This is a genomic window from Methylobacterium sp. CM6244 (assembly GCF_054817885.1).
In genome coordinates this window covers 3,803,425-3,821,425 of sequence record NZ_CM139247.1, presented here as the reverse complement: position 1 = coordinate 3,821,425, position 18,001 = coordinate 3,803,425, and the positions used below count along the sequence as shown (strand labels likewise).

Here is an 18,001-nt window from a genome sequence, read left to right as displayed (position 1 = left end):
CCGCGCGGCGATCCGGTCTAGCTTCACCCGTGAGGCACGGCATCGGCCGGGCCCAGGGAGTGACGATGAACATGCGGGTCGGGTCTTCGGTCGCCGTGGTCGGCGCAGGGTTGGGCGGCCTCGCGGCGGCCTGCGTCAGCGCGGCGCGCGGCCACACGGTCACTCTCTACGACAAGAACGATTGGCTCGGCGGCAAAGCGGCGGTGCTGCACGAAGGCGGATTCCGCTTCGACATGGGCCCGACCATCCTCACGGTGCCGAAGGTGCTGGAGCGCATCTTCCAGGAGGCCGGCCGCAACATCCACGACTATCTCGACCTGCGCCGCCTCGATCCGCAATGGCGCTGTTTCTTCGACGACAACACCCATCTCGACCTCATGGCCGACGTGCCCACCATGGCGGCCGACATGGAGCGTTTCGCGCCCAATACGGGCGCCGGTGAGGGCTACAAGAAGTTCCTCGAAATCTCCGAGCACCTGCACGACGTCTCGAACAAGTTCTTCTTCTGGAAGCCGGTGGAAGATCTGTTCGACACGATCAACATCCGCGCCAACATGAATCCCGGCACCCTGCGGGACGTGCTCTCCCTCCGCATGGGCTCGTCGGTGGCCGGCACCATCCGCTCGAAGGTCAAGGATGCGCGCCTCGCGCAGATGCTCGACCATTTCGTGCAATATGTCGGCTCGTCCCCCTACGGCGCGCCGGCCGTGCTCTGCGCCATCGCCCACATGCAGACCGCCGAGGGCGTCTGGTACCCGATGGGCGGCACCCGCGCGGTGGCCGAGGCGCTGACGAAGCTGGCCTCCGAACTCGGTGCCACCCTGCGGCCTGGCGACGAGGTCACCGGGCTCGCCATCGAGAAGGGCACGGTGAAGGGCGTGAAGACCGCCGCCGGCATCACCCCGTTCGACGCGGTGATCTCCAACATGGATTCGGTGCGGACCTACCGCGAGCTCGTCGGCGGCGATGTCGGCAAGGCCTACGAGAAGAAAAACTTCGAGCCGGCCTGTTCGGGCGTGGTGCTCTATCTCGGTCTGAACAAGCGCTACGAGCACCTGAACCACCACGATTTCGTCTTCTCCCGCGATCCGGAGGAGGAGTTCGACTACATCTACCGCAAGGGCGAGCCGGCCCCGGACCCGACCGCCTATCTCGCCGCCCCCTCCTCCACCGACCCATCGGTGGCTCCCGAAGGCGGCGAGGCCCTCTACGTCCTCGTCCACACGCCCTACCTGAGGCCGCACCACGACTGGTCCAAGATGTTCCCGGCCTACCGCCAGGTCATCCTCGACAAGCTCAAGCGCACGGGCAACATGCCGGATCTCGAAGAGCGCATCGTCGTCGAGCGCCATCTGACGCCGCAGGACATCCACGAGCGCTACAAGGTGCTCAACGGGGCGATCTACGGCCTCGCCTCGCACGGCAAGTTCATGGGCGCGTTCAAGCCGGGCAACCGCTCGCGGCAGGTACGCGGCCTGTATCTCGCCGGCGGCGCGGCCCATCCCGGCCCCGGCATGCCCATGGTGATGATGTCGGGCTGGATCGCCGCCGACGCGCTCGATTCCGACGCTCGGCAGGGTGGGGCGACCGGTAGCGAGGTACGGCAGAGCGCGTGAGGCCAGCGGCGTCCCCGGCCCGACCGGCTCCCCGTCATTCGCCGCTGATCTGGCGGTTCATGGTCGGGTATTTCGACCGCTTCCTGCGCCGGCACATGAACGCGCTCCGGCTCGCCCGCTGGGGCGCGCCGGATTGTGCCGGTCATGCCGGCCCCATCGTCGTCGTCCTCAACCATCCGTCCTGGTGGGACGCGGCCGTGGTGATCCTCCTGGCCGGCCGCCTGTTTCCCGAGCGGACGAGCCACGCCCCGTTCGATGCGGCGGCGCTGGAGAAATACGCGGTCTTCGGGCGAATCGGCGCGTTTCCGGTGGATCTCGAGTCACTGCGTGGAGCGGCGCAGTTCCTTGCCCATTCCCGCGCGATCCTCGGCGCGCCCGGACAGATGCTCTGGATCACGGCGCAGGGACGCTTCGTCGATGTACGCGCCCGCCCGCTCGACCTGCGCGCGGGTGTGGCGAGACTCCCCGAGATCGCCCCGGACGCGCTGTTCGTGCCCCTGGCCCTGGACTACGCCTTCTGGGAAGAGCGAGGCGCTGAAGCCTTCGCGGCCTTCGGCACGCCGGTGCGGGGTGCCGACCTCCTCGCCCTGCCCCGGCCGGAGCGGCTGGCCCGGATGGAGGCCGACCTGACCGCCACCCTCGACCGGCTCTCCGCGGACGTCGTCGCCCGCGAGCCCGACCGCTTCACGACCCTGACCTCCGGCGGCAAGGGTATCGGCGGAATCTATGACGGCTGGCGCCGGATGCGGGCTATCCTCACCGGTCGCCGCTTCGACCCCGCCCATCGCCCCGAGGGAGACAGAGCCCCGTGACCCTCGTCCTGGCGCTCGTCGCCCTCGCCTTCGCCCTCCTCCCCGCCATCCTGGCCTGCGCGAACCTCATCGCCCTGCGCACGCCGGAGCCGGAAGCGGCGCAGGACGGGCTGGTCTCGATCCTGATCCCCGCCCGCGACGAGGAAGGCACCATCGTCGACACGGTGCGGGCCGCCCTGGCGAGCACCGGCATCGCCGTGGAGGTGCTGGTGGGGGACGACCATTCCACCGATGGCACGGCCGGCCTCGTCCGCGCCCTGGCGGAGACCGATCCCCGGCTCCGGCTGGTCCCCGTGCCCGCCCTGCCCGAGGGCTGGACGGGGAAGAACCACGCCTGCGCTGCCCTCGCGGCCGAGGCGAGGGGCGGGCAGCTCCTCTTCATCGACGCGGACGTCTCCCTCGCGCCCAGTGCCGCGGCAGGGCTCGTCGCCCATGCCCGTGCCACCGGGGCCGCCCTGGTGAGCGCCGTGCCGCGTCAGATCATGCGCAGCCTGGGCGAGCGGCTCACCGTGCCGATGATCAATTTCCTCCTCGTCGGCTACCTCCCCGTGCCGATGATGCGCGCCTCGCTCCGTCCGGCTCTCGGCGCCGCCTGCGGCCAGCTCGTCCTCATAGACCGCTCCGTCTACGGTGAGACCGGCGGCCACGGCGCCATCCGCGGACTCCTGCATGACGGCGTGTTCCTGCCCCGGATCCTGCGCCATGCCGGGCATCGGACCGACCTCGTGGCCGGGCACGCGCTCGCCACCTGCCGGATGTACCGGAACCTCGCCGAATCCTGGGCCGGCTTCTCGAAGAACGCCCATGAGGGTATGGCCACGCCCCGTGCCCTCCCCGTCTGGACGCTGCTCCTGCTCGCGGGTCATGTCCTGCCGCTGCTGCTCGTTCTCGCCGCCGCCTTCGGCCTCGCGACTCCGACGGCCGGGCTGGTGGCGCTCGCTGCCCTCGTCGTGTCGCTCGCCACCCGCGCGGCGATCACCCTCATCACCCACGAGCCGGCCGCGACCATCCTCCTCCACCCGCTCGGGGTGGTAGTGGCCCTGGCGATCCAGTGGAACGTGCTGCTGCACCCCAAGCGCGCCGGAGCGGCGGTGTGGAAGGGGCGGAGCTATCCGGTGAAGGGGACGAAGACGCCCCATTCCCAGCCGTAGGCGAGGCCGGGTTTTCAAGCGGTACCGTCGCCTGCCGGCTGTTCCCCGGCTGGCCGGCCGCGCACAGGATTTCTATCCCGGCGACCAAAGGATCGGCCCGGCATCACGACGACGCGTCGGCTGAACCGGAGACCGCCGGAGCGTGGAACGAAGTATACCAAGTGTTTGTTTTTTTTGACGTAAATATCAAAAAACTCTTGGTTTTATAATTTATGCAGATCGAATACTCGGATCTACGCGGCACGACATTGTCTACCCCGACAGGGATCCGATCATAGCCTGCCCGTGCCGGTCAAACAGCTCGGAATGCGATGGCTTCGATCTTCTGCCTTCCCGTCATCGTCGCGGCCAAGCCGGTGAAATTATTTTTCCCGACTGTGGTGGATGAAAAATCCTGCTCATCCGTGAGGCGTTTCGGAGCAAAATTTCGCGAATTCTGGATGAATCCTTTTCGGCTCATGCATTATGGTGCTTGCAAGCCAATCTGATATGCCAAATACTGAATACCAGCCAGCGACCTCTGATCTCGACGATCACTTGCCGCGGCCAAGGAAGCCGATGCGCTGGGGTGCCTCGACCACCAAGCCTTCAAGTATCCATGTCCATGATCAGGGAGAAAGCTCATGGCGACGTCCGTGACCGCGCCCATAGCGGTGCAACCTTCAAAGCGGTGGCTCCAACTTATTCTCGGCGTTGCCTGTATGGTCGCCGCGGCGAACATCCAGTACGCCTGGACTCTGTTCGTCCCGGAAATTCAGAAGACGTTCGGCTGGGACCGCGCCGCGATCCAGGTCGCGTTCACGATCTTCGTCGTGGTGCAGACATGGCTGACCCCGATTGAAGGCTATTTCATCGATAAGTACGGCCCGAGCCGGGTCGTGATGTTCGGTGGTCTGATGACCGGCCTCGCCTGGGTCATCAACTCCTACGCCACCTCGCTCACCGGCTTCTATCTCGGCTCCGTGGCGGGCGGTATCGGTGTGGGCTGTGTCTACGCCACCTGCATCAACAACGCCCTGAAATGGTTCCCGGACAAGCGCGGCCTCGCGGTCGGCCTGACGGCGGGCGGCTACGGCGCCGGCTCGGCCCTCACCATCCTGCCGATCGCCAGCATGATCTCGCACGGCAGCTACGCCCAGGCCTTCTTCATCTTCGGCCTGATCCAGGGCGCGGTCATCATGCTGGCCGCCATCGGCCTGCGCTCCCCGGCCAAGGACCAGGTCATCTTCTCGACCAAGGTCCTGCAGACCCGGCGCGACTACACCCTCGGGGAAGCCCTGCGCACGCCGGTCTTCTACGTGATGCTGCTCATGTTCACCTGCACGGTCACCGGCGGCCTGATGGCCGTGGCCCAGCTCGGCGTCATCGCGCAGGATCTCGGCGTGAAGGAGTTCCAGGTCAACCTGTACTTCTTCGCCATGGCGGCCCTGCCTTTCGCACTGATGCTCGACCGGATCATGAACGGCATCTCGCGGCCGCTCTTCGGCTACATCTCCGACCGGATCGGGCGTGAGAAGACGATGTTCATCGCCTTCACCATGGAGGGCATCGGAATCGTCGCCCTGGGTTACTTCGGGTCGAACCCCTGGGCCTTCGTGATCCTGTCGGGCATCGTGTTCCTGGCCTGGGGCGAGGTCTACTCGCTGTTCAGCGCCACGGCCGCCGACACGTTCGGCTCCAAGCATATCGGCAAGATCTACGGCGTGCTCTACTGCGCCAAGGGTTTCGCCGCCCTGTTCGTCCCGGTGGGCAACCTGCTGATGCAGGCCACCGGCACCTGGGCGACGGTGCTGTACACCGTGGCGGTCATGGATCTCTTCGCCGCCTTCCTGGCCGTGGCCGTCCTCCGGCCAATGCTCAAGCGCCACCACGTCGCCAACGGCTCGGTCACTCCGGCGGGCGCCCTGGCCCACGCCTGATCCCCGGCTCGTCCCGCCCGACCGGCGGGGCGAGCCCGGCACGACCGAAGGAGCCAATGACCGGCTCCTTCAGCGACCGGCCCCGATGGCGCCCCTCCGAGGAGCGCCATCTCCGGCCCGGCACACGGTGCGCCATCCTGTCCGCCGCCCCCGTGTTGCCCCATGCGCCGTCATGTCCAACTCTGCTCGGCTATCGCCGGAGTGCCCGAGATGAACATCGCCGCCATCCTCGCCCTGCAGAGCATTCCGTTCGCGGCCCTGGTGCTCGCCACGGCCGGTGCCAACCGCGACCTCTTCGCGGTGCTGTATGTAGCGGCCTTAGGCCTGACCTTATCGATCATCATCTTCGGCGACGGCTATCATGCACTTCCGCTGATGCCCGGCGTGTCCGGCGGCAACCATCGCTGAGACGCCCTCAGCCAGGTTACAGGCACCGGAACGGCGCCCCCCGTCCCAATCCCGACACTCACGCCCCCTTCCGATGACCGGCTGGCCCCTCGTGCGACCGCAGAGTGGACTTCATCCGCAGATCCGCGTCCGGAACATAACCGTCATACGGAATGTGATATACCAAACACCATTGTGCGGTGCGATATAGGCTTCATTGCAGCTGCAAGAGAGGCTCCTTTCATGATCGCTCTGTTCATCCTCGGCCTCGCCGCCGTCGCCGTCGGCCCTGCTTTGGCGCTGCTCACGGACCGCCCCGAATCGGCTGAGCCGGTCTCCAACACGACTTCGGCCGGCATGTTCGTCGCCATCAACGACAACGCCCAGGCCTCCTACCGTCTGGCCGCCTGAGCCGACGCCGATCGATCGGCACCCGTCCAGTACCGTTTCCCCCCGCCAGGCTGAGCCGAGGCGGGGTTTTTCATGCCCGGCGGGATGGTGACCGCACGCGCCTCAACCGCTGGTCTCGCTCAGGATCCACGCCGCAGTGCCGGCATCCGCCCCGCTCGTCGCCAGATGCAGGATGATCGGCGTCTCGTACGGGTGGCGCTGTTTCAGCGCGGCGGCGAGGTCGTCTGCGAGCCCCTCCCGGGTCTTGAGGATGGCGACGACCTCGTCACCCCGCTCCACCGCGCCCTTCCAGGCATAGACCGACCGCATTCCCGGCAGGACGTTGACGCAGGCGGCGAGCCGCGCGCGCACCAGTTCCTCACCGATGGCGAGCGCCGTCTCGGCATCGGGAAAGGTGGTGTAGACGAGAAGCGGACGCTCCATGCTATGGGTCTCCCGGTCTGCGGCCTGTTCCGAGGGGAATGAGGCGCGCGGTCGAGCCCGGCGTCAACACGAGCGGACGATCACCCATGGCGCGGCGCTTCCAGAGGATCGCCTTCATCGCGAGCCCCACCGCCGATGCGCGCGGTGCGGCGGATACGCTGATGCGGCGCTACGACAGCGTCGCCCCCGAAGAAGCCGACGTGATCGTGGCGCTCGGCGGCGACGGGCTGATGCTGCAGGCGCTGCACCGCTTCATGCTGGCCGGCATACCGATCTACGGCATGAACCGCGGCACCGTCGGCTTCCTGATGAACGAGTACCGTGAGGACAACCTCCTCGAACGGCTGGAGAGCACCAAGCGCAGCACCATCCACCCGCTGCTCATGGAAGCCGTGGACGTGGAAGGGCGCCGGCACACGGCGCGGGCCATCAACGAAGTCTACATGCTGCGCCAGACGCACCAGACCGCCAAGCTCAAGATCTCGGTGGACGGACATGTGCGCCTGCCCGAGCTCATCGCCGACGGCGTGCTCTGCGCGACGCCCGCCGGCTCCACCGCCTACAACCTCTCGGTGGGCGGTCCGATCCTGCCCCTGAATTCTCGGCTTCTGGCGCTGACACCGATCTCGGCCTTTCGCCCCCGGCGCTGGCACGGAGCCCTGCTACCGGATCACGCCCGCATCCATGTGGAAGTGCTCGACGCGGCGCATCGCCCGGTGGCGGCGGTAGCTGACCACACCGAGTTCCGCCGGGTCTGCACCGTGGAGACCTGGCTCGACCTCAAGACCGACCTCACCCTCCTCCACGATCCCGGCCACAGCCTGGACGAGCGGATTCTTCGCGAACAGTTCGGCTGATACGCCGGCGGCATATACAGGAACGCCCGCAAGAGCTCGGGGACGGGACACGGCCTTTCCTGCCGCGATCGGTGCGTCTCGCGTGAGCGTACCTGTCACGACCAGCAGCTTTTCCGGTCGCCTGGAATGTCAGCGGCTCATCTCATCATCAGCCGCAAGAACAACCGCTCGCAAATCTCCGTATCACATACGTTTTCTCGTTCATGCCGATCGGTTGGGATCCGCCCGCTTCGCCTGGTAGGCGCCAATCGTACTGCCCACCGACGCCGTCATGATGCAGGCGATGGCCGCTCCCTGCAGGAACGTGAGACGCTCCCCGAGGATGAGGTAACCGGCGAGCGCGCCGCAGACCGGCTCGAGACTGAGCAGGATGCCGAAGGTCTGGCGCGGCAGGCCCCGCAGCGCCACCATCTCCAGGGAATACGGGATCGCGCTCGACAGGATCGCCACGGCGAGTCCGGCCACGACGATGGAGGGCGAAAGCAGCGCCGTACCCGCGCCGGCAATGCCGAAGGGCAGGATGACCAGGGCCGCCACGCTCATGCCGAGGGCGACCGCCTGCCCGCCGGGCAGGTGCCCCGCCCTCTGGCCGACGAGGATGTAGAGCGCCCAGCACAGGGCGGCGCCCAGCGCAAAGGCGACGCCGAGGGGATCGAGGCCGGCGCTCGCCCGATCCAGGGGCAGCAACAGGCACAGGCCGAGCAGAGCAAGCGCCACCCAGACCAGATCGACGGCGCGCCGTGACGAGGCCACCGCCACCGTGAGAGGCCCGACGAACTCGATGGCGATGGCGAGCCCCAGCGGGATCGTCCGCAGGGAGAGGTAGAACAGCAGGTTCATGCAGCCGAGCACGAACCCGTAGAGCACCACCACACCGGCATCGCGACGGCTGAGCGACCGGCGCCAGGGCCGCCATACGGCGAGCAGCAGCACCGCCGCCAGGGTGACGCGGTAGGCCGAGGTGCCCTCTGCGCCGATGACCGGGAACAGCTGTTTGGCGAAGGAGGTGCCGATCACGAGGGAGAGGATCGAGCCCACCAGGGCAGCCACGGGGGCGAGGCCGGAAAGAAGGGCTCTGGTGTCGGTGCCTGTCATGCCGCCCTCATAGCCGGATGAGGGCGAAGGAGCGACGGCCGTTGAAGGCCGGTCGCACCCCGTCAGGTCAGGCTGCCAGACGCATTCGGTCGCGGTCGGCGCGGTAGCTGGCGATCAGGGCGCCGGGAATCGCATCCAGGATCGCATCGGCCTCGTGGGTCGGCGATACGCCGATTTCGATCCGCACGGCGTCGGGTACGATGTCGAATTCCGGCTGGAACACGACGATGGAGGGCACGTCGATCGTCACGAGGTCGTGGCCAGTCAGATCGATCGGCGCGGCGGCGAGCGGGCGGACCTGCGCCCTCGCCTCGCGCACACTCGCCCTGAGCCCGTCGGACAGGGCATCGAGCACGGATTCCATCGCCTGCCCCTGCTCGATGGTGACGGCGTCGATGCGGACGGGCTGGAGAACCAGCGGTGTGGGTTGGGCCGGCCGGGGAGAGACGAGCTGCTGCGCCAGGCGCCATTCGGCGTCGAGGATCTGCATCCGTGTCCGGGTCTCCCGGCTCTCCTTCTCTTCCATGGCCTTGGCAGTGACGCGAACCTCCTCGCGGGCGGCCTCGGCTTCGTAGCGGGCGAGAAGAGCCATGACGCTCTGCGCCTCCGCAAGCGGCATGGTCTCGCAGGCGGTGAGCGCGCGCTCGATCATCCGGCGCGACAGGGTGGCATTGCCGGGCTTGGCTTGGCTGGTTTTGGCTTGGCCCGGCTCGGCCTGGAAACCGGCCTCGCGCCAGGCCGAGAGCGCGGCGGCGAAGGCGGGCAGCAGGACGGGCGGCAATCCGGCGCGGCGGTGGAGGGCGGCGAAACCCGAGGCGGAAGGGTCGTGCATCAGCCCAGCCACGCGGTCGGCCTTCAGGCCGGTGAGGTCGGACAGCGCCGCCTCCGCGAAGGCCATGCGGCCCGACAGGATCGCCCGCAGGATCAGGCCGGCATTGAGCTGTCCCCGGATGCGGAGATGGCTCACGAGGCGCGCGAGATCCGCCCCGTCGGCACCGGCGCTCACCTCCAGGGTGCTGCGCTCCAGGGCCTCGCGGCTCGCCCGCTCCCCACGAGCAGGGGTGAGCCAGCCCGAGGCGATGGCGAAGGCCGAGAGCGATGCCGCCACACGGGCGGTGACGGCCTGCCGCACTTCGAGGGGCAGGTCGGCCCGTAGCGTCAGGGCGTTCCTGAGGCCGGCATCGTCGCCGTGCCGCTCCACCATGCGCAGCAGGCTGCCGGTGGTGATGCGGGCGCTGCGGTTGCGCACCAGGGTGGTGAGCGAAGGGACGCCGCCGATCTCGGCCATGGCGCCGGCCACCGCGTGGGAGAGGCCGAGCCGGCCGGCGATGGCGGTGCGGGTGGTCTCGCAGCCGACGGCGATGCCGTCGACGAGATCCGCATCGGTCAGGACGGACGAGCGCCGCAGGACCAGGGCGGCGATGTCGGGATGGTCGCCCGCCAAAGCCACGACCAGCGATCGGGGCGCGGTGGCGCAACCGGCGCAGGCTTGCGCCAGGGCCCGACGCACGGCGAGGGCCGGGTCGTCGAGAAGCGCCAGGATCGCCGATTGCGCGTCGCGCGCCGCCCCGGCATCGAGCCCGCCATAGAGATAGGCCCGGGTCAGCGCCGCCGCGGCCTCCGCGCGACGGTCGATGGAAGCGTCACGGGTCCAGGACAGGAATTGGCGGATGATCATTGACCGCTCCGGGTCGCGAAGAGTGAGAGATCGAGAGGTTTGGAGGCGAAGTGTCCGGCCGACCGGGCGGCGGCCGTGAACTCGGCGGGTCGGCGCGGGGGCAGCGGTGCGCCGACGAGGGCGGTGGCCGTGGCGGCGGTGGGCGAGGCCGTCGCCACGACCTTCGCCGGCTCCGCGGGGATTGCGGCCGTCACGGAGGCCGTCTCTCCCGTCCCGTCCGAGCGCGGGAAATAGGTCGGCGCGCTGCGCACCGGCTCCGGCGATGGTGACGTGGCCCTGCCCTGCCAGAGGCGGGCGACCCCCTCGGACATCGCCCCCTGGCGCTTGTCGGTCTGGAACAGGGCCCGCAATCCGCCGCCATCGATGGCCGCATAGGCGGAGACGGGATCGGTGGTGGAGGCCGGCTCGACAGCTGCACCCGTCAGGGCCGTGGGGGCGGGCCGCGACGCGGATTGGCTGGCGGACAGGAGCGCGTAGAGTTCGGCGGCGCCGCGGGGCCGGCCGGTCTTGTCGTAGAACAGGCTCCTATTGGCGGCGGCCGCCTCCGGCATGTCGAGGGCGGCGGCGCGCGCCGGGCTCGCCTGGGCGGTGCCGATCAGCGTCGCCGCCCCCCGTGCGCCGAGAACGTGGGCGGCGTAGAGATCGCCGCCGGTCGGCTCGCGCCCGAGGGCGGCGGTGAGCGCCTCGCCGTTGCGCTGGGTCAGGGCGCCCGCCATGGTGGCCGCCACCGCAGGGTCACGGCGCAGATCCAGGATGGTCTGGCGAGTGGTGGCGTCCTCGACCGCATAGGTGCCGTTGGGCCGGGCGGTGATGGCGTCGGCATAGGCCGAGAGGCCGAGCTTTGGCCCCGCATTCTTCATCGTCCCGAGCCAGGTCTGTTCGATGAATTGGAACAGCCCGGTGGCCGAGGACGTGGCGGCCTTGGCCGACGGGTCGAGGGAGGATTCGCGCTTGGCCGTGGCGAGAAGGTAGTCGAATTCGGTGCCGGTGCTGCGCGCGCCGCTGCGGATCGCATCGACCACGCCCGCCGAAGCCGATCCGGCGGCCGTTCCCGTGGTCGCCCCGTTCCGTGTGCCCGCGTCCCGGCCGAGGCCGGTCTCGCGAGTGCTGGCGGGGGGCGTCGTGAAGAGGAACATGACCGTCCGGCTGCAGGCGGACCTGACGATGTCGGCCTAAGCCTTAATCTGTTCCGGTTATGGTAAATAAAGGTTAAAGGAACCGCCACTCGCGCCGTCCCGAACCTGTATAAGTTTCAGGACGATACGGGTTCCGCCAACCCGCGCCGCCCCCGGCGCAGGGCCACCAGCATCGCGAGGCCGGCAGCGGCCATGGCAGCCCCGGCGAGGGGGACGGCCGGATAGCCGAGGCCCGCATCGATCACGCCTCCGCCGAGGGCGGCACCGATGGCGTTGCCGAGGTTGAATGCGCCGACATTCATGGCCGAGGCGAGGTTGGGCGCGTCCTGTGCCCTCTCCATCACCCGCATCTGCAGCGGCGGCACCAGGGCGAAGCTGGCGACGCCCCAGAGGAAGATCAGGATGGCGGCCGGGATCTCCCAGCGCATGCCCCAGGCGAAAAGGACCAACACCGCCACCAAGCCGGCCAGGGAGGCCACGAGTGTGCCGTCCACCGAGCGATCGGCGAAGCGCCCGCCGGCCCAGTTGCCCACGGTGAGGCCGATTCCGTAGAGCACCAGCATCGCCGTCACGAACGGCGTCGCGGCTCCCGTCTCGATCCGCAGGATCGGCACGATGTAGGTGAACACCGTGAACATCGCGCTCGCCCCCAGCACGGTGAGGGCGAGGGCGGCAAGCACCGGCCCACGCATCAGGACGCGGAGTTCGGCCCGCATGTCGCCACCGGCCTCGGCCTCGAGAGGCGGCAGAGCCAGGCGCAGCGACAGCATGGCCACGGCCCCCACCGCGGCGATACCCCAGAAAGCCGCGCGCCAGCCCAGCATCTCCCCGACCCAGGCCGCCAGCGGCACGCCGCCGATGGTGGCGATGGTGAGCCCCGAGAACATCGCGGCGACGGCAGCGGCGCGGCGCTCGGGCGGCACGATGCCCGCCGCCACCACCGCCCCGACCCCGAAGAACGCGCCATGGTTCAGGGACGTGACGAGGCGGGCGACGATCAACATCGTATAGCTGTCGGCCACCGCCGAGAGGAGGTTGCCGAGGGTGAAGATGCCCATCAATCCGACGAGCAGGCGGCGGCGCTGCATTCGGGCGAAGGCCAACGTCATCAACGGTGCGCCGATGAGCACGCCCATCGCATAAGCGCTGACGACGAGACCCGCCGCCGGGATCGAGACCTGCAGGTCGTTCGCTATCAGCGGCAGCATGCCCATCGGCGTGAATTCGGTGACGCCGATGCCGAAGGCACCGGCCGACAGCGCCAGCAGGGGAAGGTTGAGTCTCATGATTCGTACTTTCCGTCTGTTCCGGAACAGCACATGGCGGATACCACCTCTCCCTGGTAGTATCGTGCTGGGACCAACATCCGTGCGCCGGAGGCATCAATGCTGCGCGACAAGGTCGACCGGGCCGGAGACATGGCGGTCTTCCTCGCCGTGGCTCAGGAGGGTAGCCTGTCGGCGGCCGCGCGCCGGTTCGGCCTCACCCCCTCGGCCGTGAGCCGGGTGGTGGCACGCATCGAATCCCGGCTCGGCGTCCGGCTCCTCGTGCGTACCACGCGCTCCCTGCACCTGACCGCCGAGGGCGAGACCTATGCCCGGGCGGCGCGGCGGATCCTCGCCGATCTCGACGAGACCGAAGCACAGATCGCCGACCAGGGCTGCCCGCGCGGCCGGGTCCGCGTCAGCGCTTCGATGGCCCATGGCAGGCGTGTGGTGGTTCCCCTCATCGGCGATTTCGTCGCCCGCCATCCGGGGATCGTGGTAGAGATCGACCTCAGCGACGAGATCGCCGATGTGAGCGGCGGGCGGACCGATCTCGCGATCCGGTTCGGGCCGCTGGCCGACAGCCCCCTTACCGCCCGGCGCCTCGGCGAGACCGGGCGAATGGTCGTGGCGTCGCCCGCCTATCTCGCCCGGGCCGGCACGCCACGGGTTCCGGGGGATCTAGCCGGCCACAACTGCCTCGACTTCAACTTTCGCCGGATCGAGCCGGGCTGGCCGTTCCGCGAGGACGGGCGCGACCACCTCCTGGCGGTGCGCGGCAACATCGCGGCGAATAACGGCGAGACCCTGGTGCAACTCGCCCTACAGGGCATCGGCGTCACCCGTGTCGGCACCTTCCATATCTCGGAGGATCTCGCGGCGGGCCGCCTCGTGCCGCTTCTGGAGGCGTACAATCCCCAGGATCGCGAAGTGATCCATGCGGTGTTCGTCGGCGGCCCGGCCATGCCCGCCCGCATCCGGGTCCTGGTGGACTTCCTCGCCGAGCGCATGGGCCGTAGCCAGGGACCGGTTTCATGAAGGTGATCGGCAGCGATCGGACGTCCCGCGCCGGAATACGGGAGAGGCCGTCATGCGCGCATTCCTGATCGTCCCTGGCGACGCACGAGCCGTCGCGGCGGCGATGGCGAGCGACGCGCATGCGCTGATCGTGGACGTGACGGGCCTCGCATCGCCGGCTTTCTTCCCCGAGCGCCGGCAGGGCGCGCCGCTGTTCTACCTGCGCTCATGCGAACTGGAACGCGATCTCTCGGCGATGATGGCCGTGGCACCGGACGGCATCGTGCTGTCCCGCTGCGAAGGCGCCCGAGATGTCACGCGCCTCGGTGCGCGGCTCGCCGTCGAGGAGGCGATACATGGGTTGGCCGACGGGTCGACGCAGATCCTCGCCTTCATCGACACGGCAAGGGGCGCGCTGGCCCTGCACACCCTCGCGGATGCAGGGGAGCGCCTCGTCGGCATCGCCTGGGACGCAGCGGCCATGAAGGCGGAAATCGCAGCGCCCACCACCCGTGATGGCGGCGGCGCGCTGAGACCGCCCCTCGCTCAGGTCCGCGCCCTGGTTCGCCTCGCCGCCGCGGCGGCGAGGGTCACGGCGATCGATACGCCATGCCTGCCCGGGGGCGACTTCGCCGGTGAGGTCGCGGCGGCATGGGAGGACGGGTTCGAGGCCAAACTCGTCTTCGAGCCGGATCAGGCAGGGTTCGTCAAGGCATTCAGCTTTTTATCCCCGGCATCGTCCGCCGACAGCTGACGCGGCGGCGGACGATGCCGGGGAAGTGGCGCTTCAGCGTGAAAGCGCTTCGGAGCCGACCTATTCGGCGTCCTCGCCGTCCTCGACCGCCGACACGGCCCGAGCATCCGGCCCGCGCTGGCCCTCGGGCGAGACGACGTCGTGGCTGACGGGGGTCGCCGTAGTGGCGGGGGTGGAACGCGGTGCCGTATCCGCCAGCATCATCGAGGCGGTCACCGAGATCAGGCCGGCGAGCGAGCGGAGATCGTCGGACTGGCGCACGTCGCGTGACACCAGCGCGGCCTCGCGCTGGAGACGCAGGTTACAGGCCTTGCTGGGTAGCCCGCCATCCGGCGTGCAGGCGTCGTGCCGGGCGCAGGCCGCGTCGAGGGCGTCGATGGGCGGGAGTGGGGCATTGTTGCCGGGCCCGCAGTAATTGCCATGGATCAGCATGGTCGGCGGGCGGTTCGTGGCTTGTGCCAGGGCGGGAGTCGCAAGACCGGCGACGATGAGGAGCGGTACAGTGAGCTTGACGATCATACGATGCAGACCTCTGCGAGCGCCCCCTCAGGCGGTTCGCGGAAATGAGCTGCCCCACGGCGGCTCGGGCCATTAAGCATTCGGCCCCGGCCTTGGTTCCCTTTTTGGCACGGAGCACTCCCCGGCCGCCCTCGTCCATGGCTGAGCTTGCACCTCTCGCGGGATAGAGGCTGAGACGAGGCTACTGACCCGCTCCGGGAGGGCGCTTCAACTCGAAACGTGCCTCGTCGGTGACGCTGAAATAGTCGAAATAGCCACCGCGCAGGAGCGGGTGCATCGCGCCAGTATCGACCCGGCCATCCTTGACGAAGGCATCGTCGACATAGATCGACACGACCTGGCCGATCACCAGGAAGTGACTGGCCTCGCTGCCGTCGAGAGGTGTCAGGGGCACGGTCTGGAGCCACCGGCATTCCAGGGCGGCGGGGGATTCCGCCACCCGTGGCGGACGCACCTTGCGCGAGGGCACCGGCGTCAGACCGGCCGCGACGAACTCGCTGTCGCCCCGGGCGAGGGGGGCCGAGGTGGCGTTCATGGCGTCGCGCAGCCCGAAGGTGGCGAAGTTGCAGACAAACTCCCCGCCCTCCTCCGCGAAGGTCATCGCGTCCTTGCGACCGAAGGAGGAGAACATCACCATGTCGGGGCCGGTGGCGACGGCGTTGAAGTAGGAATAGGGGGAAAGGTTGACGTGGCCCTGCTTGTTCATCGCGCTGATCCAGCCGATGGGCCGGGGCGCCACCAGGGCCTTCAGCGGGTTGTGCGGCAGGGTGCGGTTCTCGGAATCGTAATGCATGGCGCCGCTCAGACTCGTGTGACGATGTCGGACAGGACGGGTCTCGGGCGGTCGCTCGGGACCTCGCGGGCGTGGCCGACATGGATGAAGCCGGCCAGTTTCTCGCGCGGGTCGAGACCCAGCGCGTCGAGGATGCGGCGGTCGTAGGCGAACCACTCGGTCAGCCAGGCGGTGGAAAAGCCCGCCGCATTGGCCGCGACGACGAGGTTCATGCAGACGGCGCCCGCCGACAGCACCTGCTCCCATTCCGGGATCTTGACGTGGGGGGCGGCGCTGGAGACGACGGCCACCACCAGGGGGGCGTGGGCGAGGCGGTGGCGCTCCAGGTCGAGGCGCTTGGCATCGGCGTCGGGATGATCCGCCGCATAGGCCTCAGCGATGGTGTCGCCCACGCGCAGGCGGGCCTCACCCTCGATCACCAGGAAGCGCCAGGGGCTGAGCTTGCCGTGGTCCGGTACGCGGGACGCGATGGTGAGAATCGCATCGAGCTCCTCGGTGTTCGGACCCGGGCCCTCGAGATTGACCGGCGGAACCGAACGGCGGACGCGAAGGAGGTCGATCGTGTCGTTCCGCGGAATGTCGGATATGGTGTCCATGGAACCTGTTCGGCGCGAATGAGGGACGTGGGGGCACCGCCGGGCGGCTGGTCTGAGGCGAGCCGCTTCGGCGATCGATAGGAAGCTTCGGCCTTGGAGCCGCCACGGTCCGGATACAAAGCGGGATGTCGCATTCGGCACGGTGACGGTCGACAAGCGAAAACATGCCGTGCGGTCCGCAGCTTGGCAATCGCCGACATGCATGGCGGCCCCGTGCATGGTGGCGCCGTGAAGGAGATAGCGGATGGGACCGGTAATGCGCGCGCTCGCGGTGACGGGAGCCATGGCGATGGCGGCGTTTCCGACGCAGGCGCAGGAGCGCGACCCGTTCGGCGGTCGCAACGGTCCGGCCCTGCCCTCCCCCTCGATCACGGGACCGCAATTGCCGAGCCCACCTGTCGAGGGCGAGGCACCGCTCGCCCTCACCGCCCTGTTCGCGGGCAGCAACCAGCCTGTACGGTCCGGCCTCGCCTGGCGCATCTACGAGGACCGGTCCGACGGGGTGCGGCCGAACATCGTCGCGCGGTCCGAGGCGGCGGATCCGAGCTTCACCCTGGCACCCGGCACCTACGTCGCCACCGTCACCTACGGCTTCGCCAGCGCCTCGAAGCGCATCACCATGGCGGGCGCGGCACTCAGCGACCGCCTGACGATCACCGCGGGGGCGCTCAAGCTCTCTGGTGCCATCGGCGACATGAAGATCGCCCCCGCCGAACTCGCCTTTTCGGTCTTCGTGCCCATCGGCACCAATTCGGAAGGGCGCCTCGTGCGCAGCGGCGTGAAGGCGGGCGAGCTGATCCGCCTGCCGGAGGGGACCTACCACGTGGTCTCGAACTATGGGGAATCGAACGCGATCCAGCGTGCCGACCTCAAGGTGGAGAACGGCAAGGTCACCGACGCCACCCTCAACCACCGGGCCGCCACGGTGACCCTCAAGCTCGTGGCCGCGCCCGGGGCAGAGGCCTTCGCCGGCACCGCCTTCAGCGTCCTGACGCCGGGCGGCGACACGATCCGCGAAGCGATCGGCGCCTTCCCGCAGGTGACCCTGGCCGAGGGGGACTACGTCCTCATCGCCCGCCATGACGGGCAGGTCTACACCCGCGAGTTCAAGGTCGAGAGCGGGATGGACCGCGACATCGAAGTGGTGGCGAAGGCGTCATGATCCGGACCGTCTGCGTGTCCGTCGTCCTTCTCGCCGCCGTGCCCGCCACGGCGCAGACCATCACCGACGGGTCCGACGCGACGGTGGGAGCGGAGGTCGCCGCCGCCACGACGGCGCTGCTGGGCAAGGGGCTCAAGAGCCCGGCCGAGGCACGCTATTCCCGGCTGCGACCGGGCAAGGCGGGCGCCGTCTGCGGCGAGGTCGACGTGACCAACCGGATGGGCGTCCATGTCGGCCCGCGCCCCTTCGTCGCCGATACCGGATCGGGATTTGCCGGCATTCTCCCCGACGCGGCGGAAATCCGGCACCCGTCCAGCATGGAGCAGTATCAGGGTTTCCAGCGCATTCTGGCGCTGCTCGCCGCGAATTGCGAGGGATGACTTTTTCTCGGCTCCATCCTGCGGCCTCCT

The 18,001-nt window shown here is 68.8% G+C and carries 20 protein-coding genes; 12 read left to right on the top strand and 8 right to left on the bottom strand.

The window, feature by feature from the left end:
• Positions 1 to 71 precede the first annotated feature (71 nt).
• The 7 genes from ACYQML_RS17895 (at position 72) to ACYQML_RS17865 (ending at position 6,296) form a co-directional block, all read left to right on the top strand.
• A complete protein-coding gene (locus tag ACYQML_RS17895; protein WP_461235749.1) occupies positions 72 to 1,616 on the top strand; it encodes a phytoene desaturase family protein in 1,545 nt (514 codons plus the stop codon).
• A gap of 59 nt (positions 1,617 to 1,675) precedes the next feature.
• Positions 1,676 to 2,428: a lysophospholipid acyltransferase family protein gene (locus ACYQML_RS17890; protein ID WP_461235748.1), complete on the top strand. Its 753-nt coding sequence runs from the start codon at positions 1,676 to 1,678 to the stop codon at positions 2,426 to 2,428.
• Positions 2,425 to 3,579: a glycosyltransferase family 2 protein gene (locus tag ACYQML_RS17885; protein WP_311274598.1), complete on the top strand. Its 1,155-nt coding sequence runs from the start codon at positions 2,425 to 2,427 to the stop codon at positions 3,577 to 3,579. Before ACYQML_RS17890 ends, ACYQML_RS17885 begins: the two co-directional genes overlap by 4 nt.
• Before the next feature lie 311 nt (positions 3,580 to 3,890).
• A complete protein-coding gene (locus ACYQML_RS17880) occupies positions 3,891 to 4,067 on the top strand; it encodes a hypothetical protein (RefSeq protein WP_461233579.1) in 177 nt (58 codons plus the stop codon).
• Between the two features lie 135 nt (positions 4,068 to 4,202).
• The gene (oxlT, locus tag ACYQML_RS17875; RefSeq protein WP_056425573.1) at positions 4,203 to 5,498 is read left to right on the top strand and encodes an oxalate/formate MFS antiporter; all 1,296 of its coding nucleotides are present in this window, start codon (positions 4,203 to 4,205) and stop codon (positions 5,496 to 5,498) included.
• 210 nt (positions 5,499 to 5,708) lie between these two features.
• Entirely contained in the window at positions 5,709 to 5,906 is a 198-nt protein-coding gene (locus tag ACYQML_RS17870; protein ID WP_056425576.1) for a hypothetical protein, read from the top strand.
• Positions 5,907 to 6,128: 222 nt separating this feature from the next.
• On the top strand, positions 6,129 to 6,296 hold the full coding sequence (locus ACYQML_RS17865; RefSeq protein WP_156467719.1) for a hypothetical protein: 168 nt from the start codon (positions 6,129 to 6,131) through the stop codon (positions 6,294 to 6,296).
• Positions 6,297 to 6,398: 102 nt separating this feature from the next.
• Here ACYQML_RS17865 and cutA read toward each other — a convergent pair whose 3' ends face one another.
• Positions 6,399 to 6,719: a divalent-cation tolerance protein CutA gene (gene cutA / locus ACYQML_RS17860; RefSeq protein ID WP_461233578.1), complete on the bottom strand. Its 321-nt coding sequence runs from the start codon at positions 6,717 to 6,719 to the stop codon at positions 6,399 to 6,401.
• Positions 6,720 to 6,805: 86 nt separating this feature from the next.
• Between cutA and ACYQML_RS17855 the strand changes: the two genes are divergently transcribed.
• Positions 6,806 to 7,576, top strand: a complete 771-nt coding sequence (locus ACYQML_RS17855; protein ID WP_207411194.1) for an NAD kinase — start codon at positions 6,806 to 6,808, stop codon at positions 7,574 to 7,576.
• 201 nt (positions 7,577 to 7,777) lie between these two features.
• Here ACYQML_RS17855 and ACYQML_RS17850 read toward each other — a convergent pair whose 3' ends face one another.
• From ACYQML_RS17850 to ACYQML_RS17835, 4 genes are all read right to left on the bottom strand, one after another.
• The gene (locus ACYQML_RS17850; protein WP_461233577.1) at positions 7,778 to 8,671 is read right to left on the bottom strand and encodes an EamA family transporter; all 894 of its coding nucleotides are present in this window, start codon (positions 8,669 to 8,671) and stop codon (positions 7,778 to 7,780) included.
• A 67-nt stretch (positions 8,672 to 8,738) separates the two neighbouring features.
• Positions 8,739 to 10,349: a DUF2336 domain-containing protein gene (locus tag ACYQML_RS17845; RefSeq protein ID WP_461233576.1), complete on the bottom strand. Its 1,611-nt coding sequence runs from the start codon at positions 10,347 to 10,349 to the stop codon at positions 8,739 to 8,741.
• Complete coding sequence (locus ACYQML_RS17840) at positions 10,346 to 11,485, bottom strand: lytic transglycosylase (protein ID WP_056425593.1); 1,140 nt, start codon at positions 11,483 to 11,485, stop codon at positions 10,346 to 10,348. The genes ACYQML_RS17845 and ACYQML_RS17840 overlap by 4 nt, the downstream gene beginning before the upstream one ends.
• A gap of 116 nt (positions 11,486 to 11,601) precedes the next feature.
• A complete protein-coding gene (locus tag ACYQML_RS17835) occupies positions 11,602 to 12,771 on the bottom strand; it encodes an MFS transporter (RefSeq protein WP_056425596.1) in 1,170 nt (389 codons plus the stop codon).
• Positions 12,772 to 12,870: 99 nt separating this feature from the next.
• Here ACYQML_RS17835 and ACYQML_RS17830 point away from each other — a divergent pair, with 99 nt between their 5' ends.
• Positions 12,871 to 13,788 carry a LysR family transcriptional regulator gene (locus ACYQML_RS17830; protein ID WP_461233575.1) on the top strand — a complete coding sequence of 306 codons (918 nt, stop codon included), beginning with the start codon at positions 12,871 to 12,873 and terminating at the stop codon, positions 13,786 to 13,788.
• 52 nt (positions 13,789 to 13,840) lie between these two features.
• On the top strand, positions 13,841 to 14,521 hold the full coding sequence (locus tag ACYQML_RS17825) for an aldolase/citrate lyase family protein (RefSeq protein ID WP_461233574.1): 681 nt from the start codon (positions 13,841 to 13,843) through the stop codon (positions 14,519 to 14,521).
• 60 nt (positions 14,522 to 14,581) lie between these two features.
• Here ACYQML_RS17825 and ACYQML_RS17820 read toward each other — a convergent pair whose 3' ends face one another.
• From ACYQML_RS17820 to ACYQML_RS17810, 3 genes are all read right to left on the bottom strand, one after another.
• Positions 14,582 to 15,040, bottom strand: a complete 459-nt coding sequence (locus ACYQML_RS17820) for a hypothetical protein (protein ID WP_461233573.1) — start codon at positions 15,038 to 15,040, stop codon at positions 14,582 to 14,584.
• 181 nt (positions 15,041 to 15,221) lie between these two features.
• Positions 15,222 to 15,833, bottom strand: coding sequence for a flavin reductase family protein (locus ACYQML_RS17815; RefSeq protein ID WP_461233572.1), 612 nt, complete (start codon positions 15,831 to 15,833; stop codon positions 15,222 to 15,224).
• A gap of 8 nt (positions 15,834 to 15,841) precedes the next feature.
• Positions 15,842 to 16,429, bottom strand: coding sequence for a nitroreductase family protein (locus ACYQML_RS17810; RefSeq protein WP_461233571.1), 588 nt, complete (start codon positions 16,427 to 16,429; stop codon positions 15,842 to 15,844).
• 244 nt (positions 16,430 to 16,673) lie between these two features.
• On the opposite strand from ACYQML_RS17810, the gene ACYQML_RS17805 reads away from it, so the two are divergent.
• The gene (locus ACYQML_RS17805) at positions 16,674 to 17,591 is read left to right on the top strand and encodes a hypothetical protein (protein ID WP_056453735.1); all 918 of its coding nucleotides are present in this window, start codon (positions 16,674 to 16,676) and stop codon (positions 17,589 to 17,591) included.
• The gene (locus ACYQML_RS17800; RefSeq protein ID WP_461233570.1) at positions 17,588 to 17,971 is read left to right on the top strand and encodes a hypothetical protein; all 384 of its coding nucleotides are present in this window, start codon (positions 17,588 to 17,590) and stop codon (positions 17,969 to 17,971) included. The genes ACYQML_RS17805 and ACYQML_RS17800 overlap by 4 nt, the downstream gene beginning before the upstream one ends.
• The last annotated feature ends 30 nt before the right edge of the window (positions 17,972 to 18,001 follow it).

What these genes read in the sequence shown, in the direction of transcription:
- oxlT (WP_056425573.1), top strand. Translation starts at nt 4,203, where the DNA reads ATGGCGACGTCCGTGACCGCGCCCATAGCGGTGCAACCTTCAAAGCGG.
- ACYQML_RS17895 (WP_461235749.1), top strand. Translation starts at nt 72, where the DNA reads ATGCGGGTCGGGTCTTCGGTCGCCGTGGTCGGCGCAGGGTTGGGCGGC.
- ACYQML_RS17815 (WP_461233572.1), bottom strand. Translation starts at nt 15,833, where the DNA reads ATGCATTACGATTCCGAGAACCGCACCCTGCCGCACAACCCGCTGAAG.
- ACYQML_RS17870 (WP_056425576.1), top strand. Translation starts at nt 5,709, where the DNA reads ATGAACATCGCCGCCATCCTCGCCCTGCAGAGCATTCCGTTCGCGGCC.
- ACYQML_RS17880 (WP_461233579.1), top strand. Translation starts at nt 3,891, where the DNA reads ATGGCTTCGATCTTCTGCCTTCCCGTCATCGTCGCGGCCAAGCCGGTG.
- ACYQML_RS17800 (WP_461233570.1), top strand. Translation starts at nt 17,588, where the DNA reads ATGATCCGGACCGTCTGCGTGTCCGTCGTCCTTCTCGCCGCCGTGCCC.
- ACYQML_RS17845 (WP_461233576.1), bottom strand. Translation starts at nt 10,349, where the DNA reads ATGATCATCCGCCAATTCCTGTCCTGGACCCGTGACGCTTCCATCGAC.
- ACYQML_RS17840 (WP_056425593.1), bottom strand. Translation starts at nt 11,485, where the DNA reads ATGTTCCTCTTCACGACGCCCCCCGCCAGCACTCGCGAGACCGGCCTC.
- ACYQML_RS17805 (WP_056453735.1), top strand. Translation starts at nt 16,674, where the DNA reads ATGGGACCGGTAATGCGCGCGCTCGCGGTGACGGGAGCCATGGCGATG.
- ACYQML_RS17810 (WP_461233571.1), bottom strand. Translation starts at nt 16,429, where the DNA reads ATGGACACCATATCCGACATTCCGCGGAACGACACGATCGACCTCCTT.
- ACYQML_RS17830 (WP_461233575.1), top strand. Translation starts at nt 12,871, where the DNA reads ATGCTGCGCGACAAGGTCGACCGGGCCGGAGACATGGCGGTCTTCCTC.
- ACYQML_RS17855 (WP_207411194.1), top strand. Translation starts at nt 6,806, where the DNA reads ATGGCGCGGCGCTTCCAGAGGATCGCCTTCATCGCGAGCCCCACCGCC.
- cutA (WP_461233578.1), bottom strand. Translation starts at nt 6,719, where the DNA reads ATGGAGCGTCCGCTTCTCGTCTACACCACCTTTCCCGATGCCGAGACG.
- ACYQML_RS17890 (WP_461235748.1), top strand. Translation starts at nt 1,676, where the DNA reads ATGGTCGGGTATTTCGACCGCTTCCTGCGCCGGCACATGAACGCGCTC.
- ACYQML_RS17820 (WP_461233573.1), bottom strand. Translation starts at nt 15,040, where the DNA reads ATGATCGTCAAGCTCACTGTACCGCTCCTCATCGTCGCCGGTCTTGCG.
- ACYQML_RS17835 (WP_056425596.1), bottom strand. Translation starts at nt 12,771, where the DNA reads ATGAGACTCAACCTTCCCCTGCTGGCGCTGTCGGCCGGTGCCTTCGGC.
- ACYQML_RS17850 (WP_461233577.1), bottom strand. Translation starts at nt 8,671, where the DNA reads ATGACAGGCACCGACACCAGAGCCCTTCTTTCCGGCCTCGCCCCCGTG.
- ACYQML_RS17825 (WP_461233574.1), top strand. Translation starts at nt 13,841, where the DNA reads ATGCGCGCATTCCTGATCGTCCCTGGCGACGCACGAGCCGTCGCGGCG.
- ACYQML_RS17865 (WP_156467719.1), top strand. Translation starts at nt 6,129, where the DNA reads ATGATCGCTCTGTTCATCCTCGGCCTCGCCGCCGTCGCCGTCGGCCCT.